The following is a 23,322-nucleotide window of genomic DNA, read 5'->3' on the forward strand; positions in this document are numbered from 1 at the left end:
CTGAGACAATCCTATTGCGGGTGCACTTCGGCCATGCGTACGGGCCTTGGCCTTGATCAAGCCGCGCTCGCGCCGGGGCGGCGGCCGCCCGACCATAGCGGATGTCGCGCGCAAGGCCGGCGTCGGCGCCATCACCGTGTCGCGCGCGCTACGCGAGCCGGAGCGCGTCAGCCAGGATTTGCGCCGCCAGATCCAGGCTGCCGTCGATGAGCTCGGCTATGTGCCGGATCCCAATGCAAGGGCGCTGGCCTCGGCGCGTGCCGAGGTGTTTGGCGTGCTGGTGCCTTCGCTCACCAACAACGTCTTCGCCGAGGTGGTGCGCGGCATCTATGACAGCCTGTCGGACAGTCCGTTCCGCATCCAGCTCGGCAACACGCATTATTCCGGGCTGGAGGAAGAGCGGCTCTTACAAGTGTTCGGTTCGCAGCGGCCGGCAGCACTGATCGTCGCCGGCATCGACCAGACGCCAACCTCGCGGAAACTGCTCGAAAATGCCGGTTGCCCGGTGGTGCAGGTGATGGAGACCGGGCCAGATCCGGTCGACATGCTGGTCGGCTTCTCGCATTTCGATGGCGGCAGGACGGCGACCGAACACCTGATCGAGGCGGGCTACCGGCGGATCGGCTTCATTGGCGCGCGCATGGACCCGCGCTCGCAGCGGCGCCTTGCCGGCTATCGCGCGGCGATGGAGAAGGCCGGCCTGTTCGATCCGCGCCTGGTCACCACCACGCCGGTGCTGTCCAGCGTGCCGCTTGGGCGTGAATTGTTCCGCGACGCGCTGGCCAAGATGCCGACGCTCGATGGCGTGTTCTGCAACAATGACGACATCGCGCTCGGCGTGCTGTTCGAGTGCCATCGGGCCTCGATCGACGTGCCGAAGACGATCGGCATCGTAGGCTTCAACGATCTCGACATGATGCAGGTGGCCTTTCCCTCGATTACCAGCATCCGCACCTACCGCTACGAAATCGGCAGGCGCGCGGTCGCCTTGGCGCTGGCGGCGATCGCCGGTGACAGGCCGCAGCAGCGGATCGTCGACCTCGGCTTCGAGCTCATGCGCCGGGAGAGCACGGCGCGCTGAACAGGCTTTCGAGAAGGCCTGCAAATGGCGCTTTACACCACGTCATGGTAGCGCTACCATTTTCCCTGAACGAGTATCGCCACTTAGGCGCTGGGTCTGTTTATTATACATAAGCAACAGCTCACGCTTGTTTATTATGGATAATATGATAAATTTCACCGGCTGAAGGGGACGGCAAAGGGAGGGGGCGCGGAGGTCTTCAGCACCTGGCAGGCGTGACTGGGCAAGGCGGAGGAGCCGCCCAGAAGCGCGAAAATTCCACAAAAACTAAACCGACAAATCAGAACTGCAACTGGGAGGATTATCGATGATCAAGTCACTTGTCGGTGGCATCGTTGCCGCCACTGCATTCGTTATGTTGAGCTCGTCGGCGATTGCCGCAGGCCCTGAAATCGTCAAGGGCCCGGCTGCCGAGCCGGATTGCTTCGCACCCTGGGCCGCGGACACACTGTTCTTCAAGTTTCCCAAGAAGGCCGGCCCATACCGCATTGCGCTCGCCAACGGCTATATCGCCAACACCTGGCGTATCCAGATGGTGCAGACCGCGAAGGCCTATGCGGCGCAGAAGGATGTCGCGGCGAAGCTGAAGGAATTCAAGGTCGTCTCGACCGGCGAAGACGTGCCGGCGCAGATTTCGGCGATCAACAACTTCATTGATTCCGGCTACGACGCGATCGTCGTCAACGCGCAGAACCCGACCGCCTTCGGGCCGGTGATCAAGCGCGCCAAGGAAGCCGGCGTCGTACTGGTTGCCTTCGATAACATTCTCGACACCAAGGACGCCATCAACGTCAACGTCGACCAGAAGGGTCTTGGCGAACTGTGGGGCAAATGGTTGGTCTCGCATGTGCCGAATGGCGGCAAGGTGCTTGAAGTGCGCGGCGTTGCCGGGACATCGGTCGACACCGACCGCCACAACGGCATCCATGAAGTGCTCGACGCCTCCGGCAAGAAATGGGCGGTCACCGAGGTCGTCGGCAAATGGGATGACGGCGTTGCGCAAAAAGCTTCGGCCGACGCGATCGCCACCAACGGCCCCTTCGACGGCGTCACGGGACAGGGCGGTGACACCGGCATCGTGCAGGCGATGATCGATGCCAAGCATCCGTTCGTGCCGTTCGGCGGGGAGACCGAGAACGGCTTCCGCAAGTTCTGCGCGGCCCACGCGGCCGACGGGCTGAAATGCTCGTCAGCCGGTACCGGCCCGGCACAGGTGGCGGTTGCCATCAAGACGGCGATCGCAGCGCTTGAAGGCAATGTCGTCCCGCAGTCGGTCAAGCTGCCGCTGGCGATCGTCGAGGATCCGAACTTCAAGGCCGGTCAGGATTTCTTCCCCGACCAGTCCGACAATTTCTTCGTCGGCAATTCCTTCCCGACCTGCGGCATCAATTTCACCGCGCAGGAAATCATGGGCCAGACCAAGGCGGACCAGTAGACTGCACTCCCGGCGCCGTGGGATTCTCTCACGGCGCCGGCCACTCGATATCTCTGGTCGTCAAAGTGCCTCGGGAGGGCCTATGGACGCTGCGGTTCCGCTCTTCCAGATGGAAGGCATATCCAAGCGCTATGGTGGCGTGCGGGCGCTGGAAAAGGCGGAGCTTGTCGTCACATCCGGCAGCATCCACGCCATCCTTGGCGAAAACGGCGCCGGCAAATCGACGCTGATCAAGGTGATGGCGGGCGTCGTCGCGGCCGACGAAGGCCGCATGACGCTGGATGGCCGTGAGGTGACCTTCGCTTCGCCTGCTGCCGCCAACAAGGCAGGCATCGTCTGTATCTTCCAGGAACTGTCGCTGGTTCCCGAACTCAGCGTCGCCGACAACATCGTCATATCAGATCCGCCCAAGCGCTTCGGCATGATCGATCGCAAGGCGCAACGCCGTATCGCGGAGGAAGCGCTTGCCCGCGCGGGCGCGGGCGACATCCACCCGTTGGCGTTGGTCAAGGACTTGCCCTTGTCGCGCCGGCAGATGGTCGAGATCGCCAAGGCGCTCGCCAGAAAGCCGCGTATCCTGATCCTCGACGAGGCGACGTCCGCGCTCACTGCGGCGGATGTCTCGAACATTTTTGGTGTGCTGAAGCGGCTGCGCAGGGAAGGACTGGCGCTGCTCTACATCTCGCACCGCATGAACGAGATCGCGGAACTCGCCGATCAGTGCACGGTGTTCCGCAACGGCCGCAACGTCGCCAGCTACAAGGCCGGCTCGAAGAGCGACAATGAGGTGGTCGAATTGATGATCGGCCGCGAATACAGTCACATCTTCCCGCCCAAGCCGGCGGCCGTGCCGGCTTCAGCCGCACCCAGGCTCGAAGCCCGCAAGCTCTCGTGGACCGACCGGCTGGACAACATCTCGCTGACCGTCAGGGCAGGCGAGGTGGTCGGCCTCGGCGGTCTCGACGGGCAGGGACAGCGCGAATTGCTGCTCGCTTTCTTCGGCGTGCTGCGCGGCCTTTCCGGCGAGGTGCTGATCGACGGCAGGCCGGTGACGATCAGCAGTCCCGCCAAGGCGCGGCAGGATGACATCGGCATGGCGCTGATCCCGGAAGACCGCAAGACCGAAGGGTTGATGCTGCCGATGACGGTGCGCGAAAACCTGTCCTTCGCCGCGCTCGACCGGCTGTCCAAAGGCGGCATCATCGACCGCGCCGCCGAGCAGCGGCTGATCGACGACATGGTCGGCCTTCTGGCCATCAAGACGGCGGGTCTCGACATTCCGGTCGGCGCGCTGTCGGGCGGCAACCAGCAGAAGGTGGTTATCGCCAAGTGGCTGATGCGCCAGCCGCGCATCATCCTGCTCAACGACCCGACGCGCGGCATCGATGTCGGCACCAAGCAGGAACTCTACCAGCTGATGCGCAAGCTGGCGGATGCCGGTGCGGCGATCCTGTTCTACTCGACCGACTATGACGAGTTGATCGGCTGCTGCGACCGCGTGCTGGTGCTCTATGACGGCGCGGTCAAGCGCGAGCTGGTTGGTGCCGAGATCACCGAGCGGGCGCTCATATCAAGCGCGCTCAACATCCATGGCGAGGAGAGCCCGGTGGGCCTGGGAGCAGACGCGTGAAGGATTGGCGCTATTGGCTGGCCGAGCAGCGCGGAACGCTGCTGGCGTTCGGCATCTTCATCGTCATGTTCGTCATCTACACCTCGAACCATCCGGCCGGCTTCACCGCCAATGTGGTGCAGACGGCGGCGAACAAGGGCGTGCTGCTCGCCTTCGTCGCCATGGCACAGACGCTGGTGGTCATCACCGCCGGCATCGACCTGTCCGTCGGCATGATCTTTCTCCTCACCAACTGCCTGGCCTCCTGGCTGGTGGTGGGCACGCCGATGCAGACGACGCTCGGCGTCATTGCCGTGCTGGCGGTCGGCCTTCTCTGCGGCGCCATCAACGGCGCCATCGTCATCTACGGCCGGCTGCAGCCGATCGTCGCCACCATCGCAACCGGGGCCGTCTATTACGGCATCGGCCTCTTGCTGCGGCCCTTCCCGGGCGGTTCGGTCAATGAGGATCTGGCCGATGCGATGACCGGCCGCGTCTTCGATGTGGTGCCGGCGAGCCTCGTCGTGCTGCTCGCCATCGTGCTGGTGATCTGGGTGCCGTTCAGTCGCTCGGTGCTTGGCCGGGCTGCCTACGCGGCGGGATCTTCGGAGACGGCGGCCTATATGTCGGGCGTTCCGATAAGGCGCGGCAAATTCGCCGCCTACACGCTGGCCGGGCTGCTGGCGGCGATCGGCGGGCTGTTCCTCACCTTCTTCACCTATACGGGCGACGCGGCCTATGCCAGCGGCAACGCCTACACGCTGTTCTCGATCGCAGCCGTGGTGCTCGGCGGCGTCTCGCTGTTCGGCGGCAAGGGCAGCGCCATCGGCGCCATCTTCGGCGCGCTCGCCTTCCGCACCATTGGCGATCTGTTGTTCGTGTTCGATTTCGATCCGCTCTGGCAGCCGCTGTTCCAGGGCGTTATCCTGCTGGTCGCCGTCAGCCTCGGCGCCTTCGCCCTGTTTCGGGTCCGCAACCGGCTGGAGTGGTTCCTGTGAGCGAAACGACGCCGATGGTTGGGAAGAGCAACGGCGGCATTGCCGGCCGCATGCCGAAATTCATCCGCCGCGCCGACCCGGCGGTGCTGACGGCCTTTGCCTGCATCGTGTTGTTGCTGTTCCTCGGCAGTCTCTATTCCAGAAGCTTCCTGTCGCCTGAATATCTGTTGCAGCAGCTCAAGGTCGCCTCGTTCCTCGGTGTCATCGCCACCGGCATGATGCTGGTCGTGCTGCTCGGCCAGATCGATCTGTCGGTGCCGTGGTCGGTGGCGGCCGGCGCGATGATGGCCTGCGCGGCGGCCGCTTACGGTCCGGCCGGGGTGGTGTTGGCTATCCCGTTCGGCATCTTCTGCGGCGTGCTGATCGGCATCATCAACGGCATCGGCGTCGCCTATCTCCGCATTCCCTCGATGATCATCACGCTCGCCACCAACGCCGTCGCGCAAGGGTTGATGGTTGTCTATACCGGCGGCTTCTCGCCACAGGATTCGGCCACGGGCGCCATGCGCTACCTCGCCACCGGCTTTGCCATCCCCGGCGTGCCCAACGCCGTCATCATCTGGGCCCTGATCGGGGCGGCAATGGTGTTCGTGCTGACCCGCACCGGCTTTGGCCGCACGGTCTACGGCATCGGCAACCGCGAGCGCGCCGCCTATCTCTCCGGCATCGACACAAGGCGCGTGGTGATGATCGCCTTCGCCGTCTCCGGTGGGCTCTCCGCCTTTGGTGGTGTGCTTCTGGCCGGTTATGCCTCCAAGGCGGCTCAGTCGATGGGCGATGCCTATCTGCTGCCGTCGATCGCCGCCGTGGTGCTCGGCGGCACCTCGATCTTGGGCGGGCGCGGCTCCTATCTCGGCACCGTCGCCGGCGTCATCCTGATCACGCTGCTGCAATCCATCTTGTCGGTCATGCAGATGCCGGAGGCGGGGCGGCAGATCATCTATGGCGTCGTCATCGTCGCCATGCTGCTGCTCTACGGCCGCGCGCCGGCAAGCCGCTGACAGTGGGTGAAAAAGCAGCGCAGGCGCCGACGGGCGCTCCCGGCTTAGTGCCTCCGGCCATTGTCGTGATGGGCGTCGCCGGTTGCGGCAAGTCGGCTGTCGGCATCGCGCTGGCGGCCAAGCTGGACGCCGTCTTCATCGAAGGCGACCGGCTCCACCCGCCGGAGAACGTGGAGCGCATGGCAAGCGGCGAGCCGCTCACCGACCAGTTGCGCGAGGGCTGGCTCGACGCGATCGGCGGGCGTATCGCGGCATCGATCCGCGAAGGGCAGGGCGTGGTCGCGGCCTGCTCGGCGCTGAAGCGCAGCTATCGCGAACGCCTGCGCGGTTTTTGCGCCGACATCGTCTACCTCTATCTGGAAATCGACCCGGCGACGGCGCGTGAGCGCGTCGCCGGCCGCAAGGGCCATTTCATGCCGGCAAGCCTGGTCGACAGCCAGTTCGCCATACTGGAGCCGCCGGGGAGGGATGAGCGGGCCCTGACAATCGATGCGACGCGTCCGGTTGCCGATGCCGTTACCGACGCGATCCGGCTTCTGGCCAGGTCATGAGCCGGTATCATCGCCTGTCGTGATATGGTCCGAGGCTTCCGTCAGCCTCCGGCTGCTGGACCAGATCAGCATCTGTTCGGGAAACAGTTTCAGCGCTTCGAGCAGCCGGTCGCGCTTGAGCAGGATATAGCGTGCCTGCCGCACCATGTCCTTGGCTCCGTCCCGTCCCGTCTCCGCTTCAGCCGGCAACAGCTCCGGGCTGATGACGGCCCGGTATTCGCCGAAGGGGACGGTCTCGAAGGTCGACATGGCAAACAGCGCTGCCTTGCCCCTTGCGGCGAAATTCGCCGGCGCCGACGCAAGATGCGTCCAGCCGCTTTGGCCGATCGCGACCTCCGTGAAGGTCGAGCCTGCATGGATGGTGTTGGTCATCAGCACGACGCCATTGCGCTTCAGGATCTTCTGGATGCGGATGGTGACCTGATAGGCATCGTCGCGCTCGAAGACGATGCGGCTTTTCAGGTAGCGGTTCTCCACCTTGACCAGCGGCGGGTTCAGGAAACGCAGGCCGAACATCGATTCCGAGATGCCGTGGGAATTGACACTCACCTGATGGGCCTCGATGCCCGCCTCGTGCAGGGCGCGCTTGCCGAAGATGGTCTGGGAGGTGAACTGATCGCACCAGACGATGGCGCCGTGGCCGCGCAGCAACGCAGCCTGCAATCCTTCCCGTCCCTCCAGCCGAATTGTGGGCGCCCATCGGAAGCCGGCGAGGTGCGCGGCAAGCTGCAGCCGGCGGCGGTGGCGCGCCGCGAGCAATGCCTCGAACAGCTTGCGCGCGTCGATGCTGCCGCCAAGCACTGCGCGCGTCGCGGCTGCGTAGCCAGGAAATTGCTTGCGCATATGGCGTTTCAGGCGAAGCCTGGACATCCGGTCGCAGATCGACGCCCACCAGCGGATTGGCATTGAAGCTGCAACGAGAAGATAGAAGGCAGCGAGCAGGCTTTCGCGCAAATCCTGGTTCGAGAACCGGCGCACCCTGCCGGGGTGGATGACCTTGCGGCTGAAGAAGCGTACATCCTCTGCCCGTTCCGGAACGAGAATGTCGGCGATGATTTCACTGCGGAAGGTGGCCGCGGATGGCGGCTTGTGGTTGCGGGATTTTGCGAACCACGACAGCCTCATCGGTCCAGCCTGTTGTCCAAGACCGCTTTACTGCGTTGGCATGGACCGTGCAACCTTGCGACGCCGAGCGCCACACAGAGGCTCAGATTTGCGAGGACAGCTCGACCGGGAAATCGTCGTTGTCGGCATCGCGCATGGCGGCGAGGCTTCTGTTATCCAGCACCTCGGCGATCGCCTGGCGCACTTCCAGCATCATGTGCCGGACCTGACAGGTCGCCTCGTCGCAATCCTCGCAGCGCTGGTACTGCGTGCGGCTGGCGCAAGGTATCGGCGCCAGCGGTCCGTCCAGCACGCGAACGACATGGCCGATCTTGATCTCGGAGGCCGGGCGGGCAAGCCGATAGCCGCCTTCCTTGCCCTTGCGGCTCAGGACGAAGCCGGCATTGCGCAATTCGCCGAGAATGGCATCGAGGAATTTCTTCGGGATGTTGTTGGCGACGGCGATGTCGTTGACGAAGGCCAATTGGCCCGCCGGAAGACTGGAAAGATGTACGAGGGCCTTGAGGCCGTACTTGCCTTTTTTTGTCAGCATGCCCGAGTCAACCCTTGAAGCCCCAACCACCCCGCATCTGGCGGCTGTTTGTGTGCAAATAATGACGGTTTCGCCGCGCGATGGCATTTCGCGAAAACAAGACACCAAATGGCACGTTAGGCATAAACGCGTTGATTCTTTGTAACGTTTTGCCGGGATGGCGCCGTATTTGTCATGGCCGATGGCAAAAACGAAGAAAGCCGGCTCATTGCCGGCTTTCCCTTAGCTGTTCTTCGTATGCTGTAGCCGTCAGCGGCTGCCATAGGCCTGGTCGAGCAGGCCGCCGGCGGCGAAATGCTCTTTCTGGATCTTGTCCCAGCCACCGAAGACGTCTTCCACCGTCAGCAGGCGTACCTCCGGGAAATCGGCTTTGTATTTGGCGGCGACGGCAGCGTCACGCACCCGGTTGCCGTTCTGGGCGAGGATGTCCTGGCCTTCGGGCGTGTAGAGGAAATCGAGATAGGTCTTGGCCAGATCGCGCGTGCCGTGCTCGTCGGCGACCTTGTCGACGATCGCCACCGGGAATTCCGCCAGCAGGCTGACCGAGGGCGTGACCTGCTCGAATTTGTCGTCGCCATATTCCTTGCGGATGCCGCGCGTCTCGGACTCGAAGGTGATCAACACGTCGCCGATCTCACGCTGCACGAAGGTGGTGGTCGCGGCGCGGCCGCCCGTGTCGAAGATCGGCACATTGTTGAACAGCTTGGTGATGAACTCCTTCACCTTGGCATCATCGCCCTTGAACGCCTCCTTGGCGTAAGCGGTGGCGGCCAGATAGGTGTAGCGCGCATTGCCCGAGGTTTTGGGGTTGGGGAAGATCACCTGCACGTCGTCGCGCACCAGATCGCTCCAGTCCTTGATGTGCTTGGGATTGCCGGCGCGGACAAGGAAGGAAGGCAGCGAATAGAAGGGCGAGGCGTTGTTGGGAAAGTCCTTCTGCCAGTCGGCGGAGACGAACCCCTTCTTGACCAGGAAATCGACGTCGGTGACCTGATTGAAGGTGACGACATCGGCGCCCAGCCCTTCGGCGATGGCGCGTGCCTGCGCCGACGTGCCGGCATGCGACTGGTCGACGGTGACGCCCGGATGCCCGGCGACGAAGGCCTTGTTGACCTGGACGAACAGTTCGCGGCCGACGTCGTAGGAGGCATTGAGCAGCTTGTCGGCCGACCAGGCTTGGGAGGATGCGAGGACCAGGCCGGCAACGGTGGCAACGCCGAGGAAAAATCGCTTCATGAAAAAGGCTCCGGAGGCAATGCGTTAATCGCCCGACAATAGCGGTGGCGCAGGGGGCAGGGCGAGGCATGCATGATGGTTCCGCGACCTTGCTGCGAGAAAACATATGGCCAACACAGCGGGTCCTTAGAATTCTGTTCCAGATGACACGCGCTTCGGCCCGCGTTTTTCTGTTGCTTGTCCAAGGCTGCCATTTGGCATATACATATGGCATATACAAATGGAGGCAGCCATGCCCCAGCATCGCCACACAACAACGCCGCCACCGAAGGAGGCGAAACTCTTCCGCAACAACCGCAGCCAGGCGGTGCGCATTCCTGTCGAATTCGAACTCCCTGGCGACAAGGTTCTGATCAGCCGTGAAGGCGACCGCCTGATCATTGAGCCGGTCCGAAAACCCGGCCTTGCCGCGCTGCTCGCCCAATGGGCAAAAGAGGCGCCGCTTGGTCCTGAGGACGACTTTCCCGAGATCGACGATGCGCCTGTCGAAGCCGAGGACATTTTTTGATGCGGTTCATGCTGGATACGAACATCATCAGCGACATGATCCGGAACCCGGCCGGCAAGGCTGCCAGTGCAATGGTGCGCGAGGGAGACGCCGCTGTGTGTACCAGCATCGTCGTCGCCTCTGAATTGCGGTATGGCTGCGCCAGGAAAGGCTCGGCCAAGCTGCTCAAGAAGGTCGAGGACCTGCTGGCTGAAATCCCTGTCTTGCCGCTCGATGTGCCGGTGGACGCCGAGTACGGCGCGCTTCGCACCGAGCTGGAAGCCGTTGGCCAACCCATTGGCCACAATGACCTTTTTATTGCCGCTCACGCCTGCGTGTTAGGCGCCATTTTGGTGACGGCCAACATCGGGGAGTTCACCCGGATACGGAAGCTGAAGGTCGAGAACTGGCTGGAATAGCGCCGACCTCGAGATCAGGCCGCCGGAAACAGTTTCCAACGTCCGGGGCGGAACGCCACCCGGCTTTTCTGCGCGGCGGGATGGCCGACCGGCAGCTCGATCTCGACCCGCTGGCGCTCGCCGCCGATTTCAAGCTCGACGCGCCGTGTTCCCGCGACGCGGCGGCTGGCGGCGACCGTGCCGGCGATGCAGCCGCTGCAGCCGTCGAGCAGTTCGACATCGTGCGGACGGAAATAGAGCGTCGCGTCACCCTCGGGCGCATGCGGCGCCGACAGCCCGATCGGGCGATCAGCGAGCCAGATCTCGCCATTCTCGACCTTGACCGGAAGCGAGCTCGATTCGCCAATGAAGCCATAGACGAAAGGCGAGTTTGGCGTGTCGTAGATATCGTCGGCGGTGCCGACCTGCTCGATGCGGCCCTGGCTCATCACCACGACGCGATCGGCAAGCTCCAGCGCCTCTTCCTGGTCGTGGGTAACGAAGACGGTGGTGTGGCCGGTGCGGTCATGGATCTCGCGCAGCCAGCGGCGCAGTTCACGGCGCACCTGCGCATCGAGCGCGCCGAACGGCTCGTCGAGCAGCAGCACCTTGGGTTCGATCGCCATGGCGCGCGCCAGCGCGACACGCTGGCGCTGGCCGCCGGAGAGCTGTGCCGGATAGCGTTTTTCCAGTCCGGAAAGCTGGACGAGATCGAGAAGCTCGGAGGCGCGGCGGCGGATTTCCTGCGCCGGCGGCCGCGAGGACCCATGCCGGACTTTCAGGCCGAAGCCGATATTGTCGGCCACGGTCATGTGCCGGAACAGCGCGTAGTGCTGGAAGACGAAGCCGACATTGCGCTCCTGGATCGACTTCTGCGAGGCGTCCTCGTCGCCGAAGAAGATTTTTCCACGGGTCGGCCGCTCCAGCCCGGCGATCAGCCTGAGCAGCGTCGTCTTGCCGGAGCCGGACGGCCCCAGCAACGCGATCAGCTCGCCCGATTTGATGTCGAGCGACACGTCGTGGAGCGCCGGAAACCGCTCAAACTCCTTGCGTACGTTGGCAACGCGAACTTCCATCAACAGTCCCTTTGTAGTGGATGCATGTCGTTATCCCAAAACCGGTAGCCACTTTTGGGCGACATGCATCTAATGCCCGCGCGTCGCGGCGAGTTCGGCGCCGTAGCGCATCTCGAGCAGTGTTTTCAAGACCAGCGTGACGAGCGCCAGCCCGGCAAGCAATGAGGCGACGGCAAAGGCGCCGACCGCATTGTACTCGTTGTAGAGGATTTCGACATGCAGCGGCATGGTGTTGGTCAGGCCGCGTATATGGCCCGACACCACCGACACCGCGCCGAATTCGCCCATGGCGCGCGCGTTGCACAGGAGCACGCCATAGAGCAGGCCCCATTTGACGTTGGGCAAGGTCACATACCAGAAGGTCTGCCAGCCATTGGCGCCGAGCGAAAGCGCTGCTTCTTCATCGCCATTGCCCTGTTCCTGCATCAGCGGGATCAGCTCGCGGGCGACGAAGGGGAAGGTGACGAAGACGGTGGCGAGCACAATGCCCGGCACGGCGAACAGGATCTGGATGCCATGTCCCTTCAGCCACTCACCGAGCAACCCTTGCGCGCCGAACAGCAGCACATAGACCAGACCAGAAATGACCGGCGAGACCGAGAAGGGCAGGTCGATCAGCGTGGTGAGGAAGGCCTTGCCCTTGAACTCGAACTTGGCGATGGCCCAGGCGGCGGATATGCCGAACACGACATTGAGCGGTACCGAGATCGCAGCGACAAGCAGTGTCAGGTGGATCGCCGAGCGTGCATCCGGTTCGCCCAGCGCTTGCGTATAGGCACTGATGCCTTTCGCCAGCGCCTCGTGGAAGACGATGATCAGCGGCAAAAGCAGGAAGACGCCGAGGAAGACAAAGGCGATCGCCATCAGCACGGCCTGTGCCGGCCGGCTCTCGGTCACTGCCGCCGAGCGGCTCTCATGGTAGGGTTCGTAGGATTTGATTTCGGGATCAGCCATAGCGCTTGCGGCTCCATGTCTGCACGAGATTGACCACCAGAAGCATGACGAACGACAGGGCGAGCATGATCGCCGCGATCGCGGTCGCCGCCGGGTAGTTGTACTCCTCCAGCCGGATGACGATCAAAAGCGGCGCGATCTCGGATTTGTAGGGCAGATTGCCGGCGATGAAGATGACCGAGCCGTATTCACCGACGCCGCGCGCGAAGGCCAGCGAAAAGCCGGTGATGATGGCCGGCGCCAGACCCGGGAACAGCACGCGGGTGATGATCTGGAAGCGGCTGGCGCCAAGCGTGGCGGCGGCTTCCTCAACCTCCTTGTCGATCTCCTCCATGATCGGCTGCACGGTGCGCACGACGAAGGGCAGACCGATGAAGACGAGCGCGACGACGATGCCGAGCGGCGTATAGGCGACCTTGATGCCGAGCGGCATCAGCAATTTGCCGATCCAGCCGTTCGGCGCATAGAGCGTGGTGAGCGCAATGCCGGCAACCGCGGTCGGTAGCGCGAAAGGCAGATCGACCATGGCGTCGACGATGCGGCGGCCGGGAAAGCGATAGCGCACCAGCACCCAGGCGACCAGCGTGCCGAAGACGACATTGACGGCTGCCGCGAGGAAGGCGGTGCCGAAGCTGATTTCCAACGCATTGATGGTGCGGCGGTCGCTGGCGATCGCCCAGAATTCAACCCAGCCGAGCGAGGCCGAGCGCCAGACCAGCCCGGAAAGCGGAATGAGGATGATGAGGGTGAGGTAGGCAAGCGAGAAGCCGAGCGTCAATCCGAAACCCGGAATGACACTCGGCTGCCTGAATCGCCACCCCGCCTGCGCGGGTGCTGTGGTCATGGAGTTCTGGATTGTCCCTTCTTACTCAACCAGACTTTGCCGAAGATGCCCATTCGCGGGCTTCTTCGGCACTGCCGAACCTCACTGGGCCGGCTTATAGATCTGGTCGAATATACCACCGTCGCCGAAATGATAAGGCTGTGCCTTCTTCCAGCCGCCGAAAAGCGGGTCGTCGATGGAGATCAGCTTGATATCGGGGGTCTTGGGCAGATCGGCCGGCGCCACCAGTTCGGGCTTGGCCGGGCGATAGTGGTTCTTGGCGATGATCGTCTGGCCTTCCTTGGAATAGAGCCAGCCGAGATAGGCTTCGGCCACCTTTCGCGTGCCCTTGGCATCGACATTGGCGTCGACGATCGCCACCGGGGGTTCGGCCAGGATCGATGTCGGCGGATAGACGATCTCGAAATTGTCGGCGCCGAATTCATTGAGTGCCAGATAGGCGTCGTTTTCCCAGCCGATCAGCACATCGCCAATGCCCTTTTGCGCGAAGGTGACGGTCGAGCCGCGGGCGCCAGTGTCGAGAACCGGGGCATTGGCATAGAGCTTGCCGACGAATTCCTTGGTCTTGGCTTCGTCGCCGCCATCGTTGGCGTTGGCATAGGCCCAGGCGGCCAGATAGTTCCAGCGGGCGCCGCCTGAGGTCTTCGGGTTGGGCGTGATCACCTGGGTGCCGTCCTTGATGAGGTCGCTCCAGTCATGGATGCCCTTGGGATTGCCCTTGCGCACCAGGAAGATGATGGTCGAGGTGTAAGGCGCTGAATTGTTTTCGAATTTCTTGCGCCAGTCGGGATTGATCTTCTTCGATTTCGAGACGATGGCATTGATGTCACCCTCGAGTGCCAGCGTCACCACATCGGCGTCGAGGCCGTCGATCACGGCACGCGCCTGGGCACCCGATCCGCCATGCGACTGCTGGATGGTGACCGTCTCGCCGGTCTCGGCCTTCCAGTGTGCGGCGAAGGCCTCGTCATAGGCCTTGTAGAGCTCACGCGTCGGATCGTAGGACACGTTGAGGATGGTGGTGTCGGCGAACGCGAAACCGAGCGTGCCGAACTGGACAGATGTGGCGACCAGCGCGCCGAGCAGTTTCCTGAAATGAGGTTTGGTCATTTCTGCCTCCGTTGAACCCGCGCCAAATCTAGCGAATTGATAGAAATTAGATGCATCGAATGTTGCCTTTTTTGCCCTCCTGAAGAAAATCTTGGACGATCTTCCGTCGCATGGGGAAATATTTTCCTCGCTGGCGCTCAGCGCGGATTCGAGGTCTATCTAGAGACGCGCGATGCCGAGGCAAGGTCGTTTCGGGCTTGGTCCGGCAATTACTCGGCGCTCACCGGGAAATCGAAGCGCTGCTTTGGAAAGGGCTCGTGCTCGAGCGTAAAATGCCACCATTCGCGGGCATAGTTCCTGAAACCGCCGGCAAGCATGGCCTCGACAAGCAACTTGCGGTTTGCTGTCGCTTCATTGCCGAGCGGGCGGTGCGCCGTCTCGCTCGTCGGATCGAAACAGTCGAAGCCGGTACCGAAGTCGAGCGTATCGGCGTCGATGGCGCCGCAGGCGGGTTTGGCGACGGATGGACTGCCGATCCGCGCAATCGCGACATCGACTGTCGAGCCGCGCGAATGGGTTGACAGTTCACCGACATAGCCCTTGGCGATGAGGTCGCTACGCCGAACCCTGGGGTACCATTGCGGATCGGGTGGCCCGCCCTCTCGCGTCCACTCGCCCATGTCGGCGACGGCACGGGCGGGGCGGTAGCAGTCGAAGACGACCAGCGTTAGGCCTCGAGCGGCGATTGCCTGCTGGACGCCGGCAAGTGCTTGCGCCGCCTGCAAGGTGAGAATGCAGATCGGTGCGTCGTAGCCATTCACCTTGCGGTGCAGGAAATTGCCCGCGCCGGCGTAGCGGATGTCCTGGCGGATCGACGGGGCGACGTCGGCGAGGCGGACGAAGCCGGCGGGGAGGGGGGCGGTGAGGGCAGGAAGAGGGCTCGCGATTGCTAACGCAAGCGCTGTGAAGAATGCCCCCAACACAAGTCGGTGCGAGGCCCCCCTCTCTGCCCTGCCGGGCATCTCCCCCTCAAGGGGGGAGATTGGCAGTTTCGGCGCTGCCCCCGCCTTTCCAACGTTCGAGATTAGCGAAGGCAAAGAAGCGAATAATCTCCCCCCTTGAGGGGGAGATGGCCGGCAGGCCAGAGAGGGGGGCCTCGCACCGAACCTCAGACGAAAAAGCGCACCACCCTGAATCGCTTGCCGCATCCTATTCGACAAACACCTTCACACTCGCCGCTCGCCCGGCCGCGTCAATCACGGTCAGCGTCGAATAACCGGCGCCGTCCGGTTGCCATGTCGCGGTGCGGCGGCGGTCGAGGCCAACCAGCGGCTTGCCGTTCGCAAGCCAGCGGAACGGCGCACGGCCGCCTTGCAGTTTCAGCACCAGCGGCGTGGCGTCGGCGGAATTGGTGGCGAGGTCGACGCGGGCGCCGTCCGGCGGGAAGATGATCGTCGGCGCGGGTTCGGTTGGTGTCGCCTGCACCAGGCCATCGGCGCCGGCGCCGAAGCGGGCGAGCGTCACCGGCAGGTCCTCGCGCTTGGGGGTGAAGGCGCCTGATGGTTTGCCCGGCAGCGGCACGGTGGCCAGGCCGGAACGGACAAAGCCCTCGAACAGGATGGGAGCGGCTGAGACATAGCCGGAAAGACCCGGCACGGCGCTGGCGTCGGGACGCCCGACCCAGACACCCAGCACATAGCGGCCGTCGAAGCCGACCGACCAGGCGTCGCGGTAGCCGTAGGACGTGCCGGTCTTGTAGGCGATGCCGCGCTGCAAGGCGCCCTCCGGCGGTTTCACCCCCGAGAGGATGTCGATGATCTGCCAGTTCGCCTGGTCGTTGAGGATGGTGGCGGTGGTGCGTTCGGCATTGGCGGGCTCGGTGCCGTCATGCAGCGTGTGCGTCTTGCCGCCATTGGCGAGGCCCGTATAGAGCTGGACGAGGTCGCGCAGTGTGACGCCAACGCCGCCGAGGCCGATGGCCAGGCCGGGCGCTTCGTTGATCGGCAGGATCGGGTTGACGCCGGCCTGGCGGAAGCGCGCCGTCAGCCGCGCCGGGCCGACCGCGTCGAGCACGCGGATCGCCGGCACGTTGAGCGACAGTTGCAGCGCCTGGCGGATCGAGACATCGCCCTGGTAGCCCATGTCGAAATTCTTTGGCCGGTAGCCGCCGAAATCGACCGGGCTGTCCTCGATCAGCGTTTCCTGCGCCACTAGCCCCTGTTCAAAGGCGAGGCCATAGATGAACGGTTTCAGCGTCGAGCCGGGCGACCGGACGATCTTGGTCATGTCGATCCAGCCCGAACGGCTGGCGTCGAAGAAATTGGCCGAGCCGACTTCGCCCAGAATGTCGCCGGTGCGCGAGTCGGCCAGCACCATGGCGACGGACAGACGCGGCCCAAGCTTGGTCGCGGCGTCGCGCGCCACCTGTTCCAGGCCTTCCTGGACGCTTTTGCGGATGGTCAGTTTGAGCGGCTGGCCGGGAACGGCCCTGGGCAGCATCGCATAGGCGGCGTGCGCGGCGAGCGCCGGCAGAGTGCGGCGCAGGCCAGACACATCGTCAAGGGCGGCGCGCGCCGCCTCGCGTTCGCCGATCAGACCCGAGGAAACCATGCGGGTCAGCACGCGGTCGCGGGCGGCGTGGGCGATTTCGAGGTTGCGGTCGGGCCGGCGCTTTTCCGGCAATTGGGGCAAGGCGACGAGCAAAGCGGCTTCGGAAACGGTGAGCCGTTTCGGCTCCTTGCCGAAATAGGCGAGCGAAGCCGCACGCACGCCTTCGAGGTTACCGCCATAGGGGGCCAGCGTGAGATAGCGCTCGAGGATCTCATTCTTCGACAGCCGCCGCTCGATCTGGATGGCGCGCAGCATCTGCTTGATCTTGGAGCCGAGGCTGCGGCTTTCGCGCGGCTCGATGAGGCGGGCAAGCTGCATCGACAGCGTCGAGCCGCCGGAGACGATGTGGCCACTGGTGGCGAACTGGCCGGCAGCGCGGCAAATCGCCAGCACGTCGACGCCCTGATGATCCCAGAAGCGCTTGTCCTCATAGGTGACCAGCATATCGACGAACTGCTTGTCGACCTGGTCGAGCCGGGTTTCGAGCCGCCAGTAGCCATCAGGCGTGGCGAAGGCGCGCAACAGCTGGCCGTCGCGGTCCTGGACTTCGGTGGAGACCGTGAGTTCCGCCGGCAAAGGGGGCGGGAAGGCGCGGTCGAGTTCCCACAGGGTAGCTGTGGCGACCGCCGCAAAACCCACCAGGGAGGCGGCGGCGATACCTGCTCGACGGAGAAATTTTCTGGAGAGCATGGCGCTGCCCCTCATCCGCCTGCCCGTCCTCCGCAGCAGCTGCGCTGCAGCTGCGGAGGGTGGACCGGCACCTTCTCCCCGTTGAACGAGGAGAAGGCAACTGTTGCGGACATCGGCGTGTTCATCTTCGCCAAGGCGCCTTACGGCGCCTTGATCTCCATCATGCCGGTGGCGGTGCGGGCCGAGAATTGCGGCCGGTACATGTCTTCCACCGTTGCCGCCGGATGAGCATAGGTGCCCGGCGTCACGGCGCGCACGACATAGGCGAGCGTCAGATTGTGGTCGTGGTCGCCGTCGGCCGGGTTGAACGCCGCGACGAAACGGTCGTCGCGGAATTCGAGATGGGCGGCGTCGGTCTGTGCCAGCCAGGAGAAGTTCGTCAATTGGGCGCTGGAGACCAGGCCCGGATTGTCGATCTCGAAGCCGGCCGGCAACAGGTCGGTGACCAGCAGGCGCGACGGCCAGCTGTTCTGCTCAGTGACCTTGAGCACGACGACATAGCGTTCGTTCTGGGTTGCCTCCGTTACATTGGCTTCGGTGCCATCGAGCTTGTAGTAGGTGCGGTCGATGGTGAAGCCGTCACCGCCGGCCGGCAAGGGCTGGATCGGCGACGCCACGGTGGTGACGACGGCCTGCAGCGGGGTCTTGCCGGGGTTGGCGATTTCGAGCGGGCTGTCAACGAGCTCGGAACCGTTGACCTGGTTGGAATAGCCGCCCGAATGCGGCGCGCCATTGACGGTCAGCGTGATCGAGTCATTGCCTTCCTTCAGCGCGCGGGCCGCCAGCAGCATCCAGGAATCGTCCTGGGTGCTGGTCCAGCGCACTTCGGCGCGTTCCCTGGTCACCAGCTTGATCAGCTCCGGCACGATCGACGAAACCGGCTTCGATTCCGCCGCCAGCGACAGCATCGCCGCGCCGTCACGCAGCGCCGAGCCGTAATCGGAGCGGTACCAGTCGTAGTCGGTCTGCGACTTGGCGAGCTGCAGCGCGGTCTTGAACGTCGCCTCCGAGCGCTGGGTGTCGCCATAGAGCGCAAGGCTCGCCGCCAGCTGGGCAACGGCCATCGGACTCGAGAAGGCTTCGAGCTGGGTGTCGGCATAGTAGCGCAGATCGCCAATCGAGGCCTTCTTGTTGCGGGCCAGAACGTAGAGGGCGTAGGCGATCTCGCTGCCGCGGTCCTGCACGCTCTGGTCGTAGCCGAGCGAGTTCTGCAGATTGCTCAGCGCCTGGTTCATGGCCAGAGCCGGCACGTCGTATTTCTGCTCGCGCGCCCTGGTCAGGAACTCGCTGACATAGGCATCGAGCCACAGATCGCCGGAACCCGGACCCCACAGGCCGAAGCTGCCGCTCGAGGACTGGTAGCTCAGCACCTTGTAGATGGCATCCTGGATACGGCCATGCAGGTCGGGATCGCTTTCCATGCCGATGCCCGACGCCATCTCGTTGACATAGAGGAGCGGCATGGCGCGGCTGGTCGTCTGTTCGGCGCAACCATAGGGGTAGCGGTCGAGCGTCATCAGCAGTGACGGAACGTCGAAGGCCGCCGCCTGCGAAACGCCGACGCTGACGGAAGCGCCTTCCAGCAGGCTTGCCGCAAGCAGTTCCTTGTCGACGCGCAGCGCGCCGCCATTGCCCTTGAGGTCGACCACAAGGCGCGTGGTGACCGGCAATTGCGCCGGGCGCACCGGCACGTAGAGCGTCTGCTCGACCTTGGTGCCGTCGGCATGCGCCAGCTTGATGGTGAGCGAGGCATTGCCAGGCGTCTTGGCGATCAGCGGCACGGTCAGCGTCTGGCGCTTGCCCTGGGCGAGCGTCAGCTTCTGGGGCAGGGGTTTGTCGCCCGTCGACAGGTCGCCTGTCGTGTCGATCGAGAAGGCATAGTCGCCGGCCGGGCCGTCGGTGTCGGCCACGTCGAGCCGCATGACGGCGGCGTCGCCGGGCGCGAGGAAGCGCGGCAGGCCGGCGGTGATGACGACGGGATCGCGCACGATCACGTCCGACTGGGCATGGCCGACCGCATCCTTGGTCCAGGCGACAGCCATGACGCGCACGGTGCCGTTGAACTGCGGGATGTCGAAGTCGATCCGTGCCTTGCCGTCGGCGTCGAGCTGAACGGGACCGGAGAAGAAGGCGACCAGCTTTTCGGTCGGCGGGCTGCCTTGCGCCTGCATGTTGGCGCCGTCACCGCCGGTCCTGAGCTTGCCGGTGGTGCCGAGCGAGCCATCGATCAGGCGGCCATAGATGTCGCGGATCTCCATGCCCAGCATCCGCTGGCCGAAGAACCAGTTCTCCGGGTCCGGCGCCTTGTAGTTGGTCAGGTTGAGGATGCCGACATCGACGGCGGCGACCATGACATAGGCGTTTGTGCCCGGCTGCACGCCGGCCACGGAAACCGGGATCGACAGCTGCTGGCGCGGCATCGTCTTGTCCGGCGGCGTCAACGTGACGGCGAGCTTCTTGGCGCCCGGATCGACCGTCAGCCATTTCACGCCGATGGCGCGGGCCGGCATGCGCGTCTCCTGCGCATCGCCCGGCCGGAACAGGGTTGCCGTGACATAGGCGCCGGCGCCCCAATCGTCACCGACCGGGATGTCGACGGTGCTGCCGCCGGCAGGCACGGTTGCCGTGATGGTCTTCAAGAGCTTGTCGGAACCGATATTGATCAGAAGTTCGCCGGCAAAATGCGGCGAGACCTTCAGCTTGGCCACTTCGCCCGCGGCATAATTGTCCTTGTCGAGGGCGATTTCCAGGCCGTCAGGCGTTTCGGTGGTGGTCGAGGCGACATACCAGCCGGCGTCGAACTCATAGCTGGTGGCCGGCCCCTCGGGATCGGAGGTCTCGACCTCGAGCCGGTACTGGCCCCAGTCGACCGGCACGGAGACGGTGGCGTCGCCATCGGCGCTGAGGTCGATCTGGCCGTTGGCGATCGACTTGGTCAAGGTGACCGGCTCGTAATTCCAGGAGTTGTTGTTGCGGTACCACTGGTAATTGCGTTCGACCTTGACCAGCGTCCACTGCGCGCCTTTCAGCGCCTCGCGCTTGCCGGACGGATCGACCGCGATCAGGCTGAACTTGGCCGTGCCGCCCTGCGGCACCTCATCATCGGCGAAATCCGGACGGATGCCGATCATATGGCCTTGCGGGCGAATGCTGATGTTGAGCGAGCGCTCGATGGCGCGGCCACCGGTTTCGCGCATGCGCACCGTCACCTTGCCGTTGACCAGCTTGGTGGTCGAGGGCAACTGGTCGACGGTAACAGGGAAGGTCGCCTTGCCGTCATCGCCAACCACCGGCAGGTTGGTCAGCGGCGTGACCGTGGGCTCCGCCGACTGCTCGTCAGCGAGGCCGAAGGAGAAGTTGGGGAAGCGATCCCAGTCGCGCGCCGTCGACAGCGTCAACTCGCCTTCCAGCGCCAGGCCCGCCGCCGGCGCGCCATAGAGGAAACGGCCATCAATGTTGATGTTGGCGGTTTCGCCGCGCTCGATTTCCTGCTTGTCGGCCTTCATGTCGAATTCGATGCGATCCGGCACAAAGTCCTCGACCAGGAACATCTGGCTGGCGACAGCCGGCTGCTTCGGATCGGTGTAGATCGACACCGACCAGGTGCCGCGCATGGCGTTGGGTTCGAGCGGCAGGTCGACGGCGTGGCCGCCGGCCGAAGCGCCGTCGCTGACGATGCGGCGGTCCTCGACGCCATCGGGGCGCGAGAAGATGAAGGTCAGCGGCAGGTTCTCGACCGCCCTGGCGGCGCCATCGCGGGCAAGGGCGGCGACATGGACATCCTCTCCGGCGCGGTAGATGCCGCGTTCGGTCCAGGCATAGACGTCGAGCGCGCCGGGCGCCGCGCGTCCGGTGACGCCGCGGTCGGACAGGTCGAAGCCGGCCTTGGACATGTCGAGGAAGACGAAATCATTGTCGCCCTGCTTGGCCATCAGCACGGCCGGCACCATGCCACCGTCACCGCGCGTCAGGCCGGGATTGAAGACGGCGTGGCCGTCGGCATCCGACGTCGCGGTGCCGAGAACCTCGTTGTTACGGGCAACCAGCGTCAGTTCGGCGCCGGCAATTGGCTTGGCGGAGCCCAGCGAACGGGCAAAGACATTGAGCCCGTCCTGGCCGGTATAGGTCGACAGGCCGATGTCGGAGACGACGAACCACTGTGTGGCCATCTGACCGTAATCGTCGCTCTTGTCGTTGACGGCCTGGGCGGTCAGCACATAGACGCCGGGCTTGCGCTGCGGCAGGGCCTGGTCGACCGGGAAGGAAGTGGTGACCTCCTTGTTGAGCTCGTTGACGATGTCGAGCTGGCCCTGCCAGACCGGTGCGCCCATCTGCTCGGAAATGTTGGAGATGTCGTAACTGTCGAGCTGGTGCAGGAACTGGTAGCCCGACAGAAGCTGCGCCAGCGAACGGTCGCCGATGCGATAGAGCTTCATCTCGGCGGCGTTCATGTTGACGGTAACGACCGGAATGCCGCGGCGCGCGCCGGCCGGCAGCACGAAACTGTCGCCGGTGAAGCGGGCGGACGGGGCGCGGTCCTGTACATAGATCGACAGCACCACGGGAGCGGCGGTCACTTCGCCGATGGCCGCCGGCAAGCCGGCCCGGAAGGTGACATCGTAATGCTGGCCGTGTTCGAGCCCTTCGACGCAGATCTGCTTGTCCTTGGCCTCGACGCCCTTCGGCGGCGCGTTGTCGACGGTCACGAACTGCGCATAGTCGACGCCGGTCTTGACCAGTTCCTCGGAGAATTGCGCGCAGATGCGCGGCGCGCTGGTGTCGGCGTCGACACTGTGGTCGATGACACGGAAACCCTTGCGGGCCTTGAGGTCCGCATAGTCGGCCTGCACGGCCGGCGACGTCACCAGCGCAAGGCTCGCCTCATAGGCCTGCAAGGCTGGGCGGTAGAGATCGCGCTTGTCGAGGCCGGCGCCAAGCAGCGCCAGCACGTCCGCGCGCGTCTTGGTGGTGCGCAAGAGCTTATAGGCGTTGAAAGCGGCCGAAGTGGCGTTCATCGGCAAGGTGGACGCTTCGGAGGTGTTGGCGGCGGGCTGCACGGCCAGCGTTTCACGCGCCAGATTGAGCCAGAGCTGGCCATCGTCGGGCATCACCGAGACCGCGGCCTCGTATTTCTGCATGGCGGAGCGATGGTCGCCCGTCAGCATGGCCTGTTCGGCGGAGCTGATCAGGGCCGCCATGCCTTCGGTCGGTTTGTCAAAGGCCGGGCCAAGCAGCCTGTTGCGGTATTGCTGGGCCTGATCGGCCATCCAGTTGGGGAAGAAGGCGAGTTCCGGCGGGGCGCCGATATCGGGATCGCCGTCGATGTTGACGATCTTGCCGGCGATCGCGCCGCTGAACGGTTTCAGCTGATTGTAGTCGGATTTGAGAAAGCACCATTTGGCCTTGGTGTTGTAGGTAAAGGCGCGGCAGGCCGGATCGCCAAGGCATGTCGTCTTGCACTGGTCGAGGGTGACATTCTGGTCGGATCGGAGATCAAAGCCGAAATAGTCGGAATTGTCCGTCGTTGCGATTCGCCGGGCCTCGGCCGCCTGCGCGACGCTGTTCCAGGCTAAGACGTTGGCCCAGGCGAAGAAGAGAAGGATCAGGATCGACAGACCACGAGCCGCGCGCATTGCCATAACACC

At 64.1% G+C, this 23,322-nt stretch carries 18 protein-coding genes; 8 read left to right on the top strand and 10 right to left on the bottom strand.

The features are described 5' to 3' along the window. Positions 1-52: 52 nt before the first annotated feature. The 6 genes from JN279_RS17985 (at position 53) to JN279_RS18010 (ending at position 6,675) form a co-directional block, all read left to right on the top strand. On the top strand, positions 53-1,081 hold the full coding sequence (locus tag JN279_RS17985) for a LacI family DNA-binding transcriptional regulator (protein ID WP_202353526.1): 1,029 nt from the start codon (positions 53-55) through the stop codon (positions 1,079-1,081). Between the two features lie 307 nt (positions 1,082-1,388). Further along, positions 1,389-2,516 carry a sugar ABC transporter substrate-binding protein gene (locus JN279_RS17990; protein WP_095202062.1) on the top strand — a complete coding sequence of 376 codons (1,128 nt, stop codon included), beginning with the start codon at positions 1,389-1,391 and terminating at the stop codon, positions 2,514-2,516. 82 nt (positions 2,517-2,598) lie between these two features. Next, positions 2,599-4,146 (top strand): sugar ABC transporter ATP-binding protein, encoded by a 1,548-nt coding sequence (locus JN279_RS17995; RefSeq protein WP_202353527.1) that lies wholly within the window; start codon positions 2,599-2,601, stop codon positions 4,144-4,146. Continuing rightward, entirely contained in the window at positions 4,143-5,123 is a 981-nt protein-coding gene (locus tag JN279_RS18000; RefSeq protein WP_095202064.1) for an ABC transporter permease, read from the top strand. The genes JN279_RS17995 and JN279_RS18000 overlap by 4 nt, the downstream gene beginning before the upstream one ends. A gap of 14 nt (positions 5,124-5,137) precedes the next feature. Next, positions 5,138-6,124: an ABC transporter permease gene (locus tag JN279_RS18005; protein WP_202353757.1), complete on the top strand. Its 987-nt coding sequence runs from the start codon at positions 5,138-5,140 to the stop codon at positions 6,122-6,124. A 2-nt stretch (positions 6,125-6,126) separates the two neighbouring features. Beyond that, entirely contained in the window at positions 6,127-6,675 is a 549-nt protein-coding gene (locus tag JN279_RS18010) for a gluconokinase (RefSeq protein ID WP_202353528.1), read from the top strand. Here JN279_RS18010 and JN279_RS18015 read toward each other — a convergent pair. The 3 genes from JN279_RS18015 to JN279_RS18025 all read right to left on the bottom strand — a co-directional run bounded on the left by JN279_RS18015 (position 6,670) and on the right by JN279_RS18025 (position 9,568). Beyond that, complete coding sequence (locus JN279_RS18015; protein ID WP_202353529.1) at positions 6,670-7,800, bottom strand: hypothetical protein; 1,131 nt, start codon at positions 7,798-7,800, stop codon at positions 6,670-6,672. The two genes, JN279_RS18010 and JN279_RS18015, sit on opposite strands and share 6 nt — an antisense overlap. 82 nt (positions 7,801-7,882) lie before the next feature. After that, complete coding sequence (locus JN279_RS18020) at positions 7,883-8,332, bottom strand: RrF2 family transcriptional regulator (protein WP_095202067.1); 450 nt, start codon at positions 8,330-8,332, stop codon at positions 7,883-7,885. A gap of 249 nt (positions 8,333-8,581) precedes the next feature. Continuing rightward, positions 8,582-9,568, bottom strand: a complete 987-nt coding sequence (locus JN279_RS18025) for a sulfate ABC transporter substrate-binding protein (protein WP_202353530.1) — start codon at positions 9,566-9,568, stop codon at positions 8,582-8,584. A 232-nt stretch (positions 9,569-9,800) separates the two neighbouring features. Between JN279_RS18025 and JN279_RS18030 the strand changes: the two genes are divergently transcribed. Together JN279_RS18030 and JN279_RS18035 are read left to right on the top strand one after the other, a co-directional pair. Then, positions 9,801-10,076 (top strand): antitoxin, encoded by a 276-nt coding sequence (locus JN279_RS18030; protein ID WP_202353531.1) that lies wholly within the window; start codon positions 9,801-9,803, stop codon positions 10,074-10,076. Further along, positions 10,076-10,474: a type II toxin-antitoxin system VapC family toxin gene (locus tag JN279_RS18035; protein WP_096447608.1), complete on the top strand. Its 399-nt coding sequence runs from the start codon at positions 10,076-10,078 to the stop codon at positions 10,472-10,474. Before JN279_RS18030 ends, JN279_RS18035 begins: the two co-directional genes overlap by 1 nt. A gap of 14 nt (positions 10,475-10,488) precedes the next feature. On the opposite strand, the gene JN279_RS18040 is transcribed toward JN279_RS18035, so the two are convergent. The 7 genes from JN279_RS18040 to JN279_RS18070 form a co-directional block, all read right to left on the bottom strand. Further along, complete coding sequence (locus tag JN279_RS18040) at positions 10,489-11,529, bottom strand: sulfate/molybdate ABC transporter ATP-binding protein (RefSeq protein WP_096447606.1); 1,041 nt, start codon at positions 11,527-11,529, stop codon at positions 10,489-10,491. A gap of 69 nt (positions 11,530-11,598) precedes the next feature. Continuing rightward, positions 11,599-12,483 carry a sulfate ABC transporter permease subunit CysW gene (gene cysW / locus JN279_RS18045; protein ID WP_096447604.1) on the bottom strand — a complete coding sequence of 295 codons (885 nt, stop codon included), beginning with the start codon at positions 12,481-12,483 and terminating at the stop codon, positions 11,599-11,601. Then, positions 12,476-13,327: a sulfate ABC transporter permease subunit CysT gene (cysT, locus tag JN279_RS18050; RefSeq protein WP_096447602.1), complete on the bottom strand. Its 852-nt coding sequence runs from the start codon at positions 13,325-13,327 to the stop codon at positions 12,476-12,478. Before cysT ends, cysW begins: the two co-directional genes overlap by 8 nt. A gap of 81 nt (positions 13,328-13,408) precedes the next feature. Then, positions 13,409-14,437, bottom strand: coding sequence for a sulfate ABC transporter substrate-binding protein (locus JN279_RS18055; protein WP_095202074.1), 1,029 nt, complete (start codon positions 14,435-14,437; stop codon positions 13,409-13,411). A 209-nt stretch (positions 14,438-14,646) separates the two neighbouring features. Further along, positions 14,647-15,399: a M15 family metallopeptidase gene (locus tag JN279_RS18060; RefSeq protein WP_096457502.1), complete on the bottom strand. Its 753-nt coding sequence runs from the start codon at positions 15,397-15,399 to the stop codon at positions 14,647-14,649. A 187-nt stretch (positions 15,400-15,586) separates the two neighbouring features. After that, positions 15,587-17,677 (bottom strand): penicillin-binding protein 1C, encoded by a 2,091-nt coding sequence (gene pbpC / locus JN279_RS18065; RefSeq protein ID WP_244734654.1) that lies wholly within the window; start codon positions 17,675-17,677, stop codon positions 15,587-15,589. A gap of 140 nt (positions 17,678-17,817) precedes the next feature. Then, on the bottom strand, positions 17,818-23,316 hold the full coding sequence (locus tag JN279_RS18070) for an alpha-2-macroglobulin family protein (protein WP_096447600.1): 5,499 nt from the start codon (positions 23,314-23,316) through the stop codon (positions 17,818-17,820). Positions 23,317-23,322 lie beyond the last annotated feature (6 nt).

This window comes from Mesorhizobium sp. 113-1-2 (assembly GCF_016756475.1).
Taxonomy (GTDB): Bacteria; Pseudomonadota; Alphaproteobacteria; order Rhizobiales; family Rhizobiaceae; genus Mesorhizobium; species Mesorhizobium loti_C.